The organism is Halocatena pleomorpha, assembly GCF_003862495.1.
GTDB lineage: Archaea > Halobacteriota > Halobacteria > Halobacteriales > Haloarculaceae > Halocatena > Halocatena pleomorpha.
Genome location: NZ_RRCH01000011.1, coordinates 1 through 15,390, shown reverse-complemented (window position 1 = coordinate 15,390; position 15,390 = coordinate 1). Strand labels below are relative to the sequence as shown.

The following is a 15,390-nucleotide window of genomic DNA, read 5'->3' as shown; positions in this document are numbered from 1 at the left end:
AAACGCGCGCGGGGTTCAGTTGTGGACTTCCCGAACACTGTTGCCGTCTCGCACCTTGTCCTCACAGTTCGGACAGACACGAGGATCACTGACATCATTCGGCGTGAACACACGGGCGTACTGCCTCGACACGAACGCATCGCAGTTTTGGCACTGAGGCATAGATCGTACGTGGTTGGGTAACACAAAATCAGTAATGCTTGCAGTGTCACTGGTCTGCTCGAAAACGTCGAGAGCAGAAGCTCAGATCGACAATCGTCTGATGACGTTCTGTGTACTCAATCGAGATTAACAGTCGACAACCGAGACGACACGAGTGAGGACGTTTCAGTCGTTTCGGCTCCTTCGTCCGCTGGGACCTCCTCGCTGGGTTCGGTCGTTGTGGGATGGAGCACCCGCTGGACGAGCGTATCATGCCCACGGCGTAACCGTTCTGAAAGCGCCTGGTGGGAGATCTCCATCTCAACCGCGAGTTCGTCGAGAACGATTTCCCGAGGAACTTTGAAATAGCCGTGCTTGTACGCAGTGACGAGCGCCTCGTACTGATCGGCCGTCAAGCCAAGCGGGTCGGGACCGTTACCATCCCACGTCTCGACACTGCTCACATCCAACGAAAGGTTGTGTTTGGTACAAAACTCATCGAGCCGAGAAAGCGCATCACGTGTCGAAAAGAGAAGTCGGAACGTCCACCGTCGTTCTGTCGCAGCACCTGAAAGCACGAGTCCCTCCGTCGCTGTCAACATCCGAACGAGAAGACAAACCCGGCTGTTCCAACGAACGTGACACAGCGCCTCGTCTTGGACGCGTGTCAGTACCTCGAATCCATCGACTGTCGGATCAGCTTCGAGCGCCGATTCGAGCGAGCTGAGATCAGAACCGTGAAACCGCAACAGCGGCGTCGTAGTTTTATCTCCCAATGCGACAATACGCTCACAAGTGAGTGAGAGATCAGAAACACTGTTGAGCGCTTCGTGTAAGGCGAACTCGTCGGTGGGGAGATGGCACGTGATATGAGTTGCCATAATAACCAGAGTCGGACGTTGCACGTATATATTTTGTTACCAAAAAATTAAATTATAATCTAAGGAATTATGATACGATAGCGTGACCGGAGTTACGATTCGTTGGGAGTACGAAACAGTGAACTGTGAACAGCAGGCGATCCATGAGTTAGTAAATATAGATCTCATCATGTCGAAAAATAATTGATTGGCGGCGCGGTTGCACGTATCCCTCCACGCGCTAGGCAAATTTTGACAAATAATAATTATTATGAGGGAGATCGTTGACACGAACATTACAGGAGTATGGTTGTAATTGCATGGCAATGCGTCTGTGTATATCCCAGGAGCGTTTCGTTCGTACCGTGATATCGGCGTCATACGACCGTGCAGTCACATTCCGTTTCTCTCGGTGCCGTCTGGGAACGACGAATCGGTCGCGTCCCCGAATCCAAGACGGATCAATTGGTAGTGATGACTCTATCAGGGGGTGTTCAGGATTGAGAATGACAGGGAGCACACACCGCGGTCTCCCTGATGCACGAAACAGTTATTCGTTCGAGTCAGCTTCGAGGTACTGCGCTTCCCACTCGTTGCGGGCTTCGATCTCGCGCTGTCCCCGACGGGTTACTTCGTAGTAGTTCGTCCGCCGATCCAGTTGCCCCTTTTCGACAAGACCTTTCTCGACAAGGGTATCGAGATTCGGATACAGACGGCCGTGGTGAATCTCCTTTTCGTAGTAGTCTTCGAGTTCGTCTTTGATCGCCAATCCGTGCGGTTCGTCTCGGCCAGCAATCACGTACAGCAGGTCACGCTGAAAGCCAGTCAGATCGTGCATGGAGTGATGTTGTATCCGTTCACAAATAAGTCTATCGTTGGGGAATACAAGACACAATCCTGTAATCCGAGAATGATGGATATACTACCGTTTCTCGCATGATTCACAGGGGTCGCCTACCACGGGAAGAACATACTACCAGAACGCATACAATATATTCGAAGATAGTCGTTACTGTTGTAAATATCTCACACGTAGTGGCATGGTACCGGTGTACGATCTCAACAGAGGGTAACAAAAACAGATATTTTCCAACTATTCAGGAGAAAACGACCATGGCGAGAGCGAGAAAATCCCTTGCCTTGACTTCGATTCTGAGAAGCGATATCCCATCACGATGGGGTGGTAAACTCACCCACTGATCTCGGGGCTTCACATTCCCCGGATCGGAATGAACCAGTTCAGTATCGTACTCGCCAGTAGTAGAGGATGAGCACACACCTCATATACTTTACCACTCCTAAAACAGTAGCTCCAACATACACAAACACATTGGATATCATACCATACTTCGTAACAGAATTTTATCCGTTATATCTTATGCTATATTATAGCATATCTCACACGATATTATCTTCAATCGCTCAAGGCTGTTTACGGTGGTACTGCACAACACAGAGCCGCTATTCACGATTTTCGGCTCGATCAACCAACGGCATGGATCAAATATTTCCGCTTCGGGTTTTAACTGTGTACTTCTATACAAGATGAGTAGACCGCTGTATAAGCTAGATTGTGGAATACCATATATCGAAAATCACTATAGATAGTTTTTATAGAATTGGAAGAATCATATATTTAGTCTGTCAAGGTCTGTTCGCCTCGATTTGTACAGAAACATTTTCATTGTTTGTATTTTACTATTATCCGAGTGAACATTCAGAAGTGGGCGTGAAAGAAACAATTATAGAGCATTATAATAAAATATCTTACACAACATACCGATCGTGATGTTTGATTTAGACGTGGTTTTGAAGATACGGAGCGATCTGCCGGTAGATTTCTGTGGCTCGCTTGGCTTTGTCCACGTTGTCTGACCAATCGGTTTCGTCCCACGTTGCCACCACAGTGTCTGGTGCACAGCCCGAACTCAAAGGCACTCCAGAGAGCGTACCGTGAGCACCGACGGAACCTGTCCGTGTGGCCTCAGCCAGTAGATCTGCTGGATCACCACCCTGCGGAGGGGAGCGATTGTCAGAAGCTGCTGAAGAGACGAGCGAAGCAGTTCCATCACTCGCTGGTACGCGCTCCGAAGAGTCACTCGATTGAGAGACGCCGTGGGTCGGTGGCGTGTCAGAGGACTTTCTTTCTGTACCATAGATTCTGAACTCGTCACCCACCGGCGTATCTGTCAAGAGAGTGAGAAACGATGGAAACCACGTTTCTGATAGACCGCGTGCGGGTTGGACTGCAAACTGACCGTTGTCAAAGTAGAAAACACGCGACCGAACGTGCCATGGTTGTACGCCCGGCGATTGCTGCGCAGCGGAACGACCAGTCTCACACCCAGAGAAGGCCACCTGGTACTGGAAATGACAGTACGGATCGCCGTCGCGATCGGTACTAAGAACCATGCTATCGATTGAATGACGGTGAATCGTTGGTTCTGAATGAGGAACTTCGATCGATTCTATCGGCGTCTCCTCGATCGCGGTACAAACGTCTTCTGGTGACGGAAGTACAACCGACGGAAGGGTTACTATTCCAAACTTGAAGCGTTCTGAGTTGTACATCTATTTTACCAACCTGATTACCGGATTAGTATTAAAGTTTTCCATAGGTGATTAGATAGAGAATTTTAGTAGAATGACGGTTATTCGTGTGCATCCAGAACCGGCATGATCTCACTCAAAATTTGTTTGCACCATGTGGTGAACTACATCGACCCAACTGCAGTGTTGGTTATGGCGCACGCTAGTAAAAATATTTCACACCTACAATGTGAGATAAGCAGTGTACAATGACAATCAGTCCGGTGTCGTCGGCCAAATCATCATATGTTATTGACTTATAGAGATAATATCTCTGTTATTGTGTATTAGTGTCTACACGCCAACCAACCGGACTCCGTTGCATAGATATCACACAAACTATTTCGAATTTAAGCTATACTTCAGTAAGTTCGACGATATATGTAATTGATATAATATACATCATTATACAATAGTGTATGCTCAAAAGTTCCCGTAATCACACAGGAGTCAATCACAGCGGCTATTTTCGGTATGCGTCGTTGTGATGCCCGCTGCTAGCCGATCGTAGGTGGTAGATGCCAGTGAATAATTCCCATCGTTCTATTGTCGGTCTGCAAGCCATTGATCCTACGATGAAGGTCTACTATCGTGTGTGAAGTTGAACTCAATACGGTTGTTCGCGGGCTTCTCTCCATTTGACAGGCACGACAACCCCATATCTCATGGACTCGCCGGGATTTGAACTGGGCAAGACGATCACCCTCCCGCCGGTCGGGTGCTGCGACTCGCTGGCCCAAACCCATCTCACTATTCACTCGCTCCGTAAAACTCAGCTCGCTCATGGACTCGCCGGGATTTGAACCCGGGGCCTCTCCCATGCCAAGGGAGTGATCTACCCCTGATCTACGAGCCCGCAAACTGGTGTATCCGTTCGGGTGACTTAACCCCATCGAAGCGTCGAGGCAGAAGTAGAAACCGTTTTGAGGTTGACGGCGTACCATCGGATGGGAACGGCACGGCCGCACATCCGACATCACCGTCGTGGGCTTTCACGGCTCGGGAGTGCGGTAGTGCAACAGCTGCTCGTCTCGCGCGAGCGCTGCATAGAGCGTATCGTGTGGTTCCAATCACAACTATGGCACGCATGCACACCCGTCGCCGGGGCTCGTCCGGTTCGGACCGCCCGGCGGCAGACGAACCACCAGAGTGGAGTGACGTAGAAACGGACAAGATCGAAGAGCGGGTCGTCGAACTCGCAGAACAGGGACACGATCCGAGCGTTATCGGACTCAAACTCCGAGACGAGGGCGTTCAAGGTGTCCCAGTGCCCGATGTCAAGCTCGCCACCGGGAAGAAGGTGACCGAGATTCTTGAAGAACACGACGCTCGACAGGACATTCCGGAGGATCTCCGGAATCTACTCGAACGCGCAGTGCGTCTCAATGAACACATGGAGAAACATCCCGGAGATCACCAGAACAAGCGGGCGCTCCAGAACACGGAGTCGAAAGTTCGCCGTCTGGTGAACTACTACCGAGGAGACGAGATCGATTCGGAGTTCGATTACACCTACGAGACGGCGCGCGAACTCCTCAACCAGGAGTAGTTCAATAGTCACGATGTCCACCGCTGATCACACCGCAACCGATCGCTCCGTACGTGCCGTCGTCAGCGAACTCAACGAGGCGGAATTCGTCCAGTTCGTTACGGCGTCGAACGGAGACGCAGTAGCAGCGACAGGCATCCTTGCACAGGGGCTTTCGATCCCGTTTCAGGCCCGTGTGACAAGAGCCACGGCCGGTGTGAGCGAAGCGGACGTAACTGTTGGCGTCGGGCAGACTGGCGGTGACGTTTCGATCACGAATCGACCGGTATCGGTTCGCGCCGTCGAAATCGCACGAGAGCGTTCGAACAGCACGGAAACAGGCTTGTCATCGACGCTCCAAGTGCTCGCGCTCGCTGGGATCATCGCGGCCGAGCGGGACATCGATGACTACGCGGACGTGTTCGGTGAACGCCTCAACAGGGACGATCGACCGGGGCTTGCCATTCCGACGACCGATCCGGTCGATGGGTTAGCACACACGACGTTGGCCCACGCGCCGTTCTCGGGCGACCCGGACGCAGCGGCCGAAGTGGTGTCCGAAATCGATGGCACAGGAGATGGTGCTGCCTCTCGCGTACAGATCGCGTCGATGCTTGCGGTGTCGGTCGTCGACGAGTCAGGTACGCACGCGTCGACTGCGGTTGAGCGGGCGCTCAGTCCCGACGTGGTCGAAGCGGATGAGAGCTGTCCGTTTACGACGCTCGCGGGATACGCAGACGTACTCGACGCGCTTGCCCGATCGAACCCAGGCGAAGGATTGGCGCTCGCTCTCGGACACGGGCGTCCCGAGAACGCCCTTACGGGGTGGCGGAAGTATGCCCGGAACGTCCACGACGCCGTTCGAACTGCAGAACTCGACCGATATCCTGAGTGTGTCGTCGTGGAACTTCCCAAGACGCCGACAGCAACCGTCGAGACAGTTGTACGACTCATTCGAGAGTACCGTTCGCCGGAACCGGTCGTGGTCGCCACCACGGACGACGGTGTCGTAGCCACGGCACGAACGAGAGAGCGAGATATTGGAACGCCACTAGCTAGTGCCGTCTCGGCTGTCGAAGAGGAGACAACGGTAACGAAGCGCGGCCGGTACGCCCACGCGCTCGTGGAATCGGAATCACGGAGCGCCGTCGTGAACGCGTTCCGGGAGGCGGTCTGAGATGTCACGTCGAGCAACCATCCGGACGGAGACGGATAACGCGAGTGTCATCGCAGCGGCCCTCACACCGGACAACACCGAGGAGATGACGACGACGGTGTGTGATGGCACGATCGTAACCGAGATCGAACGGGAGACGACCGGCGGCTTGCGGACGACGGTGGACGATTACGTTACAAATCTTACAGTAGCAGCACAGTTGACGAACGACACGACAACCAATCATGAGTGAACGATCAGTCTCACGACAAAAGCGAGAGAAACGCTGGTACACGGTGTTCGCCCCGGAGCAGTTCGACCGGGCCGAACTCGGTGAAACAGTCGCACGGGAGCCCGAACAACTCGACGGGCGAACAATCGAAACGACGCTCGGCGCGTTGCGAAACGACGCCAGCGAGAACAACACCAAACTCACATTCAAAATCAGGGATGTGGGAAGCGACAGCGCCTACACGGAGTTCATCAAACACGAACTCACGCGCGACTATCTCCGGAGCCTCGTCCGCCGAGGCTCTTCGAAGATCGGCGCATTCGTAACCGTCCTCACGGCCGATGACTACCGGATACAGGTTCAGCCTGTCGCTTACACCACCAAGAAGGCCGATCACAGCCAGGAGAAGGCGATCCGGCGGCAGATGACCGACATTGTAGAGACAGCTGCCGAAGAGCGAACGTTCGAAGAGTTCATCGACGGCATCGTCTCCGGTCGGCTGTCAGGTGGGATCTACAACGAAGCAAAAACGATCTATCCGCTCCGACGCGTCGAGATCCAGAAAGCGACGCTCGAAGCGCACCCCGAAGAGATCGCAGAAGAACAGGCAACGTCGGTTAGTGTCGAAGGCGACGACGTCGAACTCGACGAGTAACCCTTTACTTCTTTTCTTCGACGACGATCACGCCGGTCATGACTTTCTCGTGTGGAATGCAAAAGTAGCTGTACGTCCCTGGCACCTCGAAGGTGTGTGAGTACGTCTGTCCGGTGAGGATTTTGCCGCCATCACGTCCGTTGTGCTCCCGCCACGATTCTCTGGCAGCAGTTGTAGTGTCGAAGCCGCCAGAAGCGAAGTAATCGGCCTCGTCTGGAATTGCGTTTTCGTAGGCGGTCACAGAGTGAGCGCGGGAGTTGGTGTTACCCCAAACGACGGTCTCACCGACAGAGGTGGTGTAGTGGTCGGGCGTAAACGCGTTCGACGCCATGCCGATATCGTACTCAGTAGCGGAGAGCGATCCTGAAGCGAAACACCCTGCAAGCGTGGCGCTCGTGAGTCCTGCTGCCGTCGCCAAAAACGCGCGCCGATCCATAGCGGTGGTAGCGACCACGAAAATATAGACCCGGCGGTTTTCGATACCAGATCCCGATCATCGAGGTGTGTCGTGCTTCGAAAGGAAACGCTCTTGGCTGGGACTATCGCAGTCTGATGCATGAGCAACGGGGACGACGAAACGACGGCAACGGACTCGGATGGATCCGCCCCCGATCCCGAGAAGATCGTCGATCGGCTCGATGCGATCGAGGAATCGCTCGAAGCCGCGTCAACAGAGGCGGAACTCGACGACATCGAGGCAGAACTCGACGTGGTGGATGAAGAGATCGAACAGCTTCCAGCACCGGACGAGGACGAAGCTGATGAGGACGAAGAGTCCCCACGCGTTCGCCTCCAAGAGCGTGCAGACGAGAGCCGCGAGGAGTTGGAAGAGCAGCGCGGACCGTACGCGAGCGACGCCACCGAGGAGATCGAATCGATCGCTTCCCAGATCACTGATACCCGATGGACTGAACAGGGGGACGCCGACGTTGCCAGCGCTGTCGAGACGTTCGTGGAAACGGTTTCTGGAGCCATCGAAACCGACATCGCACACGAACCGACTTCGGCAGACGAGGCGGCTACTGCGCTCGAAGCGGCAATTGACGCCGTCGAATCCGCACAACTCCACCCCGACGACAATACGGAAACAATCGAGATCGTCCTCGAAGCGACCGAGACGCTCCAAACCGAGATCGACGAGGCACAGGAGTGGAGCGACCTAACGGTACGCAAGCAACTCGAACGGCAAGGGTTTTACGACGTTCTTACTCCGAAAAACCGCAAGGACTACCCTCCAGAACTCACCGTAATTCGGATCGCAGAATCGGACAACGATCCTGAACCGATCCTGCTCGCGCTCGACAAACTCGCCTCGGAATTCATGGAGGAGAACTGTCTCGACGCACTGGCCCGGATGGGACCTCAAGCCGCGTTCGAGGAGATGAACCAGCGCGCGCAAAGGCGAGGCCAAAAATCGATCGAGGTGCTTGGAAAGATCGGTGACGACCGGGCCGTCGAGACGCTGGTCCCGTTCATCGAAGAGGATGGCGATCCCGTCTTACAGACGGTAACGCTCAAGGCTCTCGGAGAGATCGGTTCCGAAGAGGCGACCCAAGCCGTGGCTAATCGGCTCGTTGCTGATTCGCCATCGGTCCGTAGCGCGGCCGCCAAGGCACTCGGGCGCATCGGTGACACTCGTGCTGTTGAGCCGCTGGCCGAACAACTCGACGACGACGACGACGACACAGTGCGAGCGAGTGCCGCGTGGGCACTCAATCGGATCGGTACCCGGACAGCGCTCGAACACGCGAGCGACTACGACGATGACCGGTCGTATCTCGTTCAGGCCGAAGCCGAACGAGCCACGACGGCCACGGCTGACAACGACGCCGAGGCGGTTTGACGGCCGCGTCGGTGAACTGGGCGTAATTTTATATCGAATAGCGCATCCATCGCGGTTGTGGGAACGACGACGAGAGCCGCAGGGGGTAAACGTAACTCACAAGCGGTAAGACTGGCTTGCACGATCATCACGTTGTTCGTCGTCTCGGCGTTCGCAGGCGTTTCCCCGACGGCAGTCGCAGACGAATCAGCGACCGCCGCCGCCGAAATCGTCGGTGTGTATCCGAACCCAGTCACAGAGAGTGACGCCGGTGAGTTCATCGTTATCGACGTTCCAAACGCCACGAACGTGAGCGGCTGGCAGTTCCGTGATGGGGAATCGACCGCCTCGTTACCAAATACGACAGTGAGCGGCCGGGTCGTGCTCTCGACGGAGCCAGCGGCGGCCGAAACCGCAGTGGAGAAGTCGGTTGAACCGCTCGGAGGAACGCTGGCGCTTACCAACAGCGGCGAGCGGCTCCGTCTCGTACAGGACAACACATCGATCGATACAGTCGAGTACGACACCGCACCGGAAGGAGAACGATACCAGCAGACCGGTGAGCGATGGAACTGGCAGCCTCTCGGTCACACCACCGTTTCGGTGTTCGAAACGGGAGCGGCGTCCTCAAAGCTGTTCGTGCTTCCGGATTCGCCTGACGTTCCCCGTGACGCACTCGATTCCGCTACCGATCAGATCCTGATCGGCGGCTACACGTTCACGTCCGAGACGATTGCCACTACACTGATCCGGGCACACCGGCGTGGTGTCCACGTCGAGGTGCTCGTTGATGGTGGTCCCGTCGGCGGAATCTCGACCCACGAGGCGACAGTCCTTGACCGACTAGTGGCGGCAGGTATCGAAGTCCACGTCCTTGGTGGTGAACGGGCGCGATACGCCTACCACCACGCGAAATACGCCGTCGTGGACGATCGCTCGCTCGTGATGACAGAAAATTGGAAACCATCGGGGGTCGGTGGTCGGTCAAGTCGGGGGTGGGGCGCGATCGTCAATGATGCAGCACTCACCGACCGATTGGCTGGGGTGTTTCGAGCAGATACCGGTTGGAAGGACACGACGCCGTGGTCGGAGTTTCGTCGAAACGAAACGTTCGAGGCGACCGGTCAGGCGTTCGAATCCTATCCATCTGAATTCGATTCCAAGCGGGTACCCATCGATCGGGCGCAGTTGCTCGTTGCGCCCGACAACGCAGAATCGGGGGTGATCGATCTGATCGACAACGCCACCGAAACGATCCGAGTTGTACAGGTGTCGACTGCCGGTCCCGACGGTCCATTCACGAAGGCGGTGCTCAGGGCCGCGCGCCGGGGTGTCGATGTTCGTCTCCTCCTTAGCGATGAATGGTACGTCAGCGAGGAAAACAGCGCGCTCGTTGAGCACCTCAACCGGATTGCAGCCGAGCAGGATCTCCCGCTCGAAGCGAAGCTTGCGGAGCCGAACGATCGCTATGAGAAGATCCACGCGAAGGGAGTGATCATCGATGGCAAACACGTCGTTGTTGGCAGCCTCAACTGGAACGAGGAATCCGCCCGAGAGAACCGGGAAGTCATGGTCGTCCTCACAGGAGATGCGGCCGGAAGCTACTACAAAGCGGTGTTCGAACGGGACTGGGGAGGCGAGACTGACGGCGGACTTCCGGTTGGAATCATCGCCGCGATCGGGATCCTCCTGCTGATCGCGTTAGTACTCGCTAAAACGATCGACTTTGAACGCGACCAGTGAAATGACAGCTACAGTAGGGTGCTTCGGAGCTGTTCGTCGATATCGGCGTCGGCCATCTTCTCGACGAGCGCGTCAACCACCGCCTGCCGCTGGCCAGAGACGAATTTGATCGAACCCACAACGAGGTGTCCCCCACCGCTGACCCCCGCTTCGGGGTATTCTTCTGCTAAGGTGGCGACCATCTCAGGAATGTCGAGGCGCACACCATCGCTCCGGAGCACGGCGAAATCCGGCCCATAACCGATCGTGATCACGGGATCGCCGTCGTGTTTCGTCACCATCTCGTCGTGGACCGCGCCCGTTGTCTTCCCCGGCGCTGGATAGGTGAAGCGGTGGGCGTGATGTTCGACATCGATTCGGTACAAGTGTGCACCGTTAGCAAGCTGCTCGTGGTCAGTGTGGGAAAGTGTTACGTCGAGTTGGCGGTCACGGTCGCGTTCGGCCCGGTCAGCGAGAAACGACACCAACTCCTCGTGTCGCCCGGAATCGTCACAACCCACATCGAGTACGTCGTTGACGAAACCGTTACCGTCGTCATACCGGAGCCAAAACGCGGCGTAATCGAGCGCCTCACCAATGTCCTCGATGTCGGCTTCGTCGTAGCCGGCGTCGGCGGCGAGCGAGAGATACGCGTCCATCGCGTCTGCGCGCGAGCGATCACACAATCCCGCAACGGCCGGGACGTGTTTGAGATCCGCCGTCAGCTCGGGATCGATCATCCGCGCGAGTTCAGTTGACATCATACCGGTCGTGACACGGTAATCCTCGTCGTGCAGATACGGATTGACGTGCTGTGTGACCAACGGCTCGACGGCGTCCGGATCCGGATGGTGGTGGTCGACGACGACGATCGGAATGTCGTATTCAGCAAGCGTCCGGTATGCAGGCGTGTCCTCCTCAGTCGAGCCGTTGTCGAGCATCAAAAACAGCGGCAGCTTCTGCCCGTGACGGTCCCGGTCGGACAACGAGTGGTTGAGGTCGCGCGTCACGTCTTCCATTTCGTAGAATGGGGCTTTGCTCGGCAGGCGGCGAAGCAGATATTCGGAGGCTTCGGGCGTTTCGTATCGCTCCTCGATGAACCGTTCGAGCGCGAGTTGGAGCGGAATACTGGCACACATGCCGTCACCGTCGGCATGGTGGCGGATTCGGATCGGACGCCCATCAAGCACAGCCCGACGAAGCGTTTTCGCAACGTCAGAGAGGTCTGAGAGGATGGTATCGAGTTCCGGCCAGTCGACCAACGGAGCGACATCGTTGGGTTCCGCGACTGCGTCGAGCGATTCGTCGATCTGTGCGCGCACTTCCTCGGCGTTCGGAACTGGTTCTAACTGATCGATTTCGAGTTGTTTCCCACCGTCGTGTTGCTCGACAGTGCCAGACGCCCGAACGATGTCACCGATCTCGTACTCTGGATACGCGCGAACACCAGCCTCCTCGAAGCCGGCACACGGAACGACACCAACTTCGTCTCGGACCTGAAAGATCGTCGGCCCAGAGGTTTGGCGGATCTGAATGATCTCACCGACGAAATGGACGGGATCGCCAATGTTGTCATCGAGAGCAGCCGCGGTGATGAGCTGTCCCGGCTCGATGACATCCGTTCGGTATTCGGTTGGCTGGGCCTCGCTGAAGCTCAGATCGCCATTGTCAAGGACCTCATCCAACTCAACGATGAGCGAATCGCCGTACTCGTACTCATCGAGAAGCTTCGATTCGTGAACCAGTCCCGAGAGATTGTCTGAGAGGTCCACGAAGACACCGTAATCGGCGACACCGTTGACTGTGGCGTGATAATGCTCACCGACCTCGACATCGTCCATCGTACAGTTCGGTGCAAGGTCGTAGACAATAGTGATAGAGACGCGTGAAGGTGGCATTTCCCCGAACTCGGCACTCGTCGGTGTTAACGCTTCCCTTTCGAACGACCTTTGTCTAAATTCTGTCCATACTCAAAAACAGATCGGTTGAATCGGCTCAGGAATGGGTGAGACGCAGGATACCACCCGCGAGCGGTGGCCACCCGTTTCGGAACCCTTAGATGGAAACCGGATCCTCTTAGTAGATATGCGCCTGTTTCGCTCGGACGAGATTCTCGGCATTGCCGAGGAGACGCTCACGTTCGCGCGTGAGGCTGCCGAGAACACACACCCCGATGAGTATATGGGGTTGCTTCGCGGTGAAGACGCCCGGTCACTTGGACTAGAAAAATCGGGCACTGTTATCACCGACGTACTCGTCGTCCCCGGTACGGAATCGTCGCCGGTGAGCGCGACGATGAAAACGAACATGGTTCCGAACGACCGGCAGGCTGTCGGCTCCGTTCACTCTCATCCCAACGGCGTCCTCCAGCCAAGCGACGCCGACATCGCTACCTTCGGGAGCGGATCGGTTCACATCATACTCGGTGCGCCCTACGGGGAATCCGACTGGCAGGCGTTTGATCGGGACGGAACGCCCACTGAGCTGTCAGTGCTCGATGTAGCGCTGTCGGATCCGGAAGAACAGTTCTTCGATTTCACACAGGCGGACATCGATAAGGAGCTACGCCGATGAGAGTCGTCGCCCAGGGGACCTTCGACATCCTCCACCCAGGTCACCTGCACTACTTCCGTGAAGGTAAGGCGATGGGGGAAGAACTCCACGTCATCATCGCTCGCCGGAGCAACGTAACCCACAAGGACCAGCCCGTTCTGCCCGACCGCCAGCGCCGCGATATGGTTGGGGCATTAGATATGGTCGATCAAGCGCATCTGGGACACACAGAGGACATCTTCGTTCCGATCGAACGGATCGATCCCGACATCATCCTGTTGGGACACGACCAACACCACGACGAAAGCGACATCGAAGCCGCACTGGCAGACCGAGGGATCGACTGCTCGGTTGAGCGCGCTTCGGAGCGAGAGCCACAGTACAATGGCGAACTGTTCTCAACCGGACAGATCATCGATCGGATCTGCACGGAACGGTGTTAATGGATTCCGTCGGGAAAACGACGGCAACGACCGGACTTACAGGTAACCGTTGTCAGCGAGCCGGTCGACGCCTTCTTTGAGCCGCTCGGTGCTTGCTGCATACGACAGGCGCGCGTAGCCGGGCGTTCCGAAGGCGCTGCCGGGGACGGTGGCGACGTGGGCCTCTGAGAGGGCGTTTTCACACCACTGTTGGTCGTCGTCCGCGACAGGTACCATCATGTAGAACGCGCCGTCACCGACGGGCACATCTACGCCATGGTCGTCGAAGAGATCCACGAGCATATCGCGCCGTTCGGCAAACGCGTCGCGCATCTCTGTAACGTACTCCTCGCATTCGGTGAGTGCGGCGACACCAGCGTGTTGGACGAAGTTCGTCGCGCACGTGACCGAATGGGACTGGAGCTTGTCCGCTTGATCGACGAGATCGCCCGGCGCGGCGAAATAGCCCAGTCGCCAGCCGGTCATCGAATACGCTTTGGAGAACCCATTGACGGTGACGGTGCGGTCTGCCATCCCATCGAGCGTTCCGAGGCTCGTCTGTTCGACGCCGTAGGTGATCCGATCGTACATCTCATCAGCGATGACGGTTACGTCGTGTTCCACCGCGAGATCTCGCACGCCGTCGAGGGCCGTCTCGGAGAACACCGCTCCAGAGGGGTTGCTCGGGGAGTTGACGATCATGAGATCCGTCTGTGCAGAGACGGTCTCAGCAAGTTCGGGAAGAGCGGGTTCGAGTTGGAAATCGTGGGGGGTGAGATCAACGCGTTTGAGTGATCCGCCGGCGATTTTCACCATCGCCTCGTAGGACACCCACGCCGGATCGAGGAGAACGACCTCGCTGCCGTCTTCGACGAGTGTCTGTACGACTTCGAACAACGCTTGTTTTCCGCCGGGGGTGACCATGATCTCCTCAGGATCGTAGGACAGCCCGCGCTCTCCGAGGGAGTCAGCGATGGCCGACCGGAGCGCTGGGATTCCGTTCGATGGCGCGTACCCCGTATGGCCGGCGTCCATCGCGTCTTTGGCCGCGTCGACGATCGGCTCGGGCGTTGGAAAGTCCGGTTCACCGACGCTCAGATCGACGACATCGACGCCGTCGGCTTCGAGTTCGGACGCAAGGTTGCTGATGGCGATCGTCGCGCTCGGTTCGACGCGTTGGATGCGCTCTGTGAAATTCATACTCATACTCGTGTACACATTCACAACGTTTTCGCAAGATCGATAGCGCTTTCGACAGCGGTCGCACCGTGGTCGACGCGCGCGTTGGCTTCGTCGACGCTCATTGCCGGGCCGGTGATGCCGAGCGTGACGGGCGTATCCCGTTTGAGGGATACGTCAGTCAACCCCTGAGCAGCGGCGTCTGCGATGACCTGGTCGTGGTCGGTGTCGCCGGTGACGATCGCACCCAGCACCGCAACGGCGTCGATATCGTCCCGTCGTGCCAATCGATCGGCGGCCAGCGGCGTGTCGTACGATCCCGGTACCGGAACGGTCGCAACGATCTTCGCGTCGTGTTCGGCCGCCGCGGTCCGGGCGCGCTCTTCCATCTCGTGGGTGATCTGTCCCTCCTTACTGAACTGGGAAACCACCAACCCAAGTGAAACCATACCCGTCGGGTCGGGAGGCGAACCCAAAGGGATGGCGTTCCACTTTTTTTGCGTTCGGGTGAGCGAAGCTCACCCTCACGCA

16 protein-coding genes and 1 tRNA gene are annotated in these 15,390 nt (G+C 56.6%); 8 read left to right on the top strand and 9 right to left on the bottom strand.

All coding sequences use genetic code 11. The features are described from left to right. Positions 1-15 precede the first annotated feature (15 nt). The 5 genes from EIK79_RS17995 to EIK79_RS05495 all read right to left on the bottom strand — a co-directional run bounded on the left by EIK79_RS17995 (position 16) and on the right by EIK79_RS05495 (position 4,446). Positions 16-162: a DUF7563 family protein gene (locus tag EIK79_RS17995; RefSeq protein WP_185715521.1), complete on the bottom strand. Its 147-nt coding sequence runs from the start codon at positions 160-162 to the stop codon at positions 16-18. Between the two features lie 116 nt (positions 163-278). After that, on the bottom strand, positions 279-1,022 hold the full coding sequence (locus tag EIK79_RS05510) for a helix-turn-helix domain-containing protein (protein ID WP_124954126.1): 744 nt from the start codon (positions 1,020-1,022) through the stop codon (positions 279-281). Positions 1,023-1,551: 529 nt separating this feature from the next. Continuing rightward, entirely contained in the window at positions 1,552-1,839 is a 288-nt protein-coding gene (locus EIK79_RS05505) for a PadR family transcriptional regulator (RefSeq protein ID WP_124954125.1), read from the bottom strand. A 959-nt stretch (positions 1,840-2,798) separates the two neighbouring features. Continuing rightward, positions 2,799-3,413, bottom strand: coding sequence for a hypothetical protein (locus EIK79_RS05500; protein ID WP_124954124.1), 615 nt, complete (start codon positions 3,411-3,413; stop codon positions 2,799-2,801). Between the two features lie 961 nt (positions 3,414-4,374). After that, positions 4,375-4,446, bottom strand: a tRNA-Ala gene (locus EIK79_RS05495). 222 nt (positions 4,447-4,668) lie between these two features. Here EIK79_RS05495 and EIK79_RS05490 point away from each other — a divergent pair. The 4 genes from EIK79_RS05490 to EIK79_RS05475 are packed head-to-tail and all read left to right on the top strand — an operon-like array spanning position 4,669 to position 7,161. Then, positions 4,669-5,139, top strand: a complete 471-nt coding sequence (locus EIK79_RS05490) for a 30S ribosomal protein S15 (protein WP_124954123.1) — start codon at positions 4,669-4,671, stop codon at positions 5,137-5,139. A gap of 13 nt (positions 5,140-5,152) precedes the next feature. Then, complete coding sequence (locus EIK79_RS05485) at positions 5,153-6,295, top strand: hypothetical protein (RefSeq protein WP_124954122.1); 1,143 nt, start codon at positions 5,153-5,155, stop codon at positions 6,293-6,295. 1 nt (position 6,296) lies between these two features. Continuing rightward, positions 6,297-6,527, top strand: coding sequence for a KEOPS complex subunit Pcc1 (locus tag EIK79_RS05480; RefSeq protein ID WP_124954121.1), 231 nt, complete (start codon positions 6,297-6,299; stop codon positions 6,525-6,527). Further along, the gene (locus tag EIK79_RS05475) at positions 6,520-7,161 is read left to right on the top strand and encodes a 30S ribosomal protein S3ae (RefSeq protein ID WP_124954120.1); all 642 of its coding nucleotides are present in this window, start codon (positions 6,520-6,522) and stop codon (positions 7,159-7,161) included. The genes EIK79_RS05480 and EIK79_RS05475 overlap by 8 nt, the downstream gene beginning before the upstream one ends. Positions 7,162-7,165: 4 nt before the next feature. Here the strand turns inward: EIK79_RS05475 and EIK79_RS05470 are convergent, their stop codons facing one another. Beyond that, positions 7,166-7,597, bottom strand: a complete 432-nt coding sequence (locus EIK79_RS05470) for a cupredoxin domain-containing protein (RefSeq protein WP_124954119.1) — start codon at positions 7,595-7,597, stop codon at positions 7,166-7,168. A 120-nt stretch (positions 7,598-7,717) separates the two neighbouring features. On the opposite strand from EIK79_RS05470, the gene EIK79_RS05465 reads away from it, so the two are divergent. Beyond that, a complete protein-coding gene (locus EIK79_RS05465; protein WP_124954118.1) occupies positions 7,718-9,004 on the top strand; it encodes a HEAT repeat domain-containing protein in 1,287 nt (428 codons plus the stop codon). Positions 9,005-9,061: 57 nt separating this feature from the next. Further along, positions 9,062-10,726 carry a phospholipase D-like domain-containing protein gene (locus EIK79_RS05460; protein WP_233737960.1) on the top strand — a complete coding sequence of 555 codons (1,665 nt, stop codon included), beginning with the start codon at positions 9,062-9,064 and terminating at the stop codon, positions 10,724-10,726. An 8-nt stretch (positions 10,727-10,734) separates the two neighbouring features. On the opposite strand, the gene EIK79_RS05455 is transcribed toward EIK79_RS05460, so the two are convergent. Further along, complete coding sequence (locus tag EIK79_RS05455) at positions 10,735-12,603, bottom strand: DHH family phosphoesterase (protein WP_124954117.1); 1,869 nt, start codon at positions 12,601-12,603, stop codon at positions 10,735-10,737. 187 nt (positions 12,604-12,790) lie between these two features. Between EIK79_RS05455 and EIK79_RS05450 the strand changes: the two genes are divergently transcribed. Then, positions 12,791-13,279 carry a Mov34/MPN/PAD-1 family protein gene (locus EIK79_RS05450; RefSeq protein ID WP_124954208.1) on the top strand — a complete coding sequence of 163 codons (489 nt, stop codon included), beginning with the start codon at positions 12,791-12,793 and terminating at the stop codon, positions 13,277-13,279. Beyond that, a complete protein-coding gene (locus EIK79_RS05445; RefSeq protein ID WP_124954116.1) occupies positions 13,276-13,701 on the top strand; it encodes an adenylyltransferase/cytidyltransferase family protein in 426 nt (141 codons plus the stop codon). The genes EIK79_RS05450 and EIK79_RS05445 overlap by 4 nt, the downstream gene beginning before the upstream one ends. Positions 13,702-13,737: 36 nt before the next feature. On the opposite strand, the gene EIK79_RS05440 is transcribed toward EIK79_RS05445, so the two are convergent. Together EIK79_RS05440 and ribH are read right to left on the bottom strand one after the other, a co-directional pair. Further along, the gene (locus tag EIK79_RS05440) at positions 13,738-14,886 is read right to left on the bottom strand and encodes a pyridoxal phosphate-dependent aminotransferase (protein ID WP_124954115.1); all 1,149 of its coding nucleotides are present in this window, start codon (positions 14,884-14,886) and stop codon (positions 13,738-13,740) included. 14 nt (positions 14,887-14,900) lie between these two features. Then, entirely contained in the window at positions 14,901-15,308 is a 408-nt protein-coding gene (ribH, locus tag EIK79_RS05435) for a 6,7-dimethyl-8-ribityllumazine synthase (protein WP_124954114.1), read from the bottom strand. Positions 15,309-15,390: the final 82 nt, after the last annotated feature.

What these genes read in the sequence shown, in the direction of transcription:
- EIK79_RS05440 (WP_124954115.1), bottom strand. Translation starts at nt 14,886, where the DNA reads ATGAGTATGAATTTCACAGAGCGCATCCAACGCGTCGAACCGAGCGCG.
- EIK79_RS05450 (WP_124954208.1), top strand. Translation starts at nt 12,791, where the DNA reads ATGCGCCTGTTTCGCTCGGACGAGATTCTCGGCATTGCCGAGGAGACG.
- ribH (WP_124954114.1), bottom strand. Translation starts at nt 15,308, where the DNA reads ATGGTTTCACTTGGGTTGGTGGTTTCCCAGTTCAGTAAGGAGGGACAG.
- EIK79_RS05480 (WP_124954121.1), top strand. Translation starts at nt 6,297, where the DNA reads ATGTCACGTCGAGCAACCATCCGGACGGAGACGGATAACGCGAGTGTC.
- EIK79_RS05505 (WP_124954125.1), bottom strand. Translation starts at nt 1,839, where the DNA reads ATGCACGATCTGACTGGCTTTCAGCGTGACCTGCTGTACGTGATTGCT.
- EIK79_RS05455 (WP_124954117.1), bottom strand. Translation starts at nt 12,603, where the DNA reads ATGCCACCTTCACGCGTCTCTATCACTATTGTCTACGACCTTGCACCG.
- EIK79_RS05470 (WP_124954119.1), bottom strand. Translation starts at nt 7,597, where the DNA reads ATGGATCGGCGCGCGTTTTTGGCGACGGCAGCAGGACTCACGAGCGCC.
- EIK79_RS17995 (WP_185715521.1), bottom strand. Translation starts at nt 162, where the DNA reads ATGCCTCAGTGCCAAAACTGCGATGCGTTCGTGTCGAGGCAGTACGCC.
- EIK79_RS05485 (WP_124954122.1), top strand. Translation starts at nt 5,153, where the DNA reads ATGTCCACCGCTGATCACACCGCAACCGATCGCTCCGTACGTGCCGTC.
- EIK79_RS05445 (WP_124954116.1), top strand. Translation starts at nt 13,276, where the DNA reads ATGAGAGTCGTCGCCCAGGGGACCTTCGACATCCTCCACCCAGGTCAC.
- EIK79_RS05465 (WP_124954118.1), top strand. Translation starts at nt 7,718, where the DNA reads ATGAGCAACGGGGACGACGAAACGACGGCAACGGACTCGGATGGATCC.
- EIK79_RS05490 (WP_124954123.1), top strand. Translation starts at nt 4,669, where the DNA reads ATGGCACGCATGCACACCCGTCGCCGGGGCTCGTCCGGTTCGGACCGC.
- EIK79_RS05510 (WP_124954126.1), bottom strand. Translation starts at nt 1,022, where the DNA reads ATGGCAACTCATATCACGTGCCATCTCCCCACCGACGAGTTCGCCTTA.
- EIK79_RS05500 (WP_124954124.1), bottom strand. Translation starts at nt 3,413, where the DNA reads ATGGTTCTTAGTACCGATCGCGACGGCGATCCGTACTGTCATTTCCAG.
- EIK79_RS05475 (WP_124954120.1), top strand. Translation starts at nt 6,520, where the DNA reads ATGAGTGAACGATCAGTCTCACGACAAAAGCGAGAGAAACGCTGGTAC.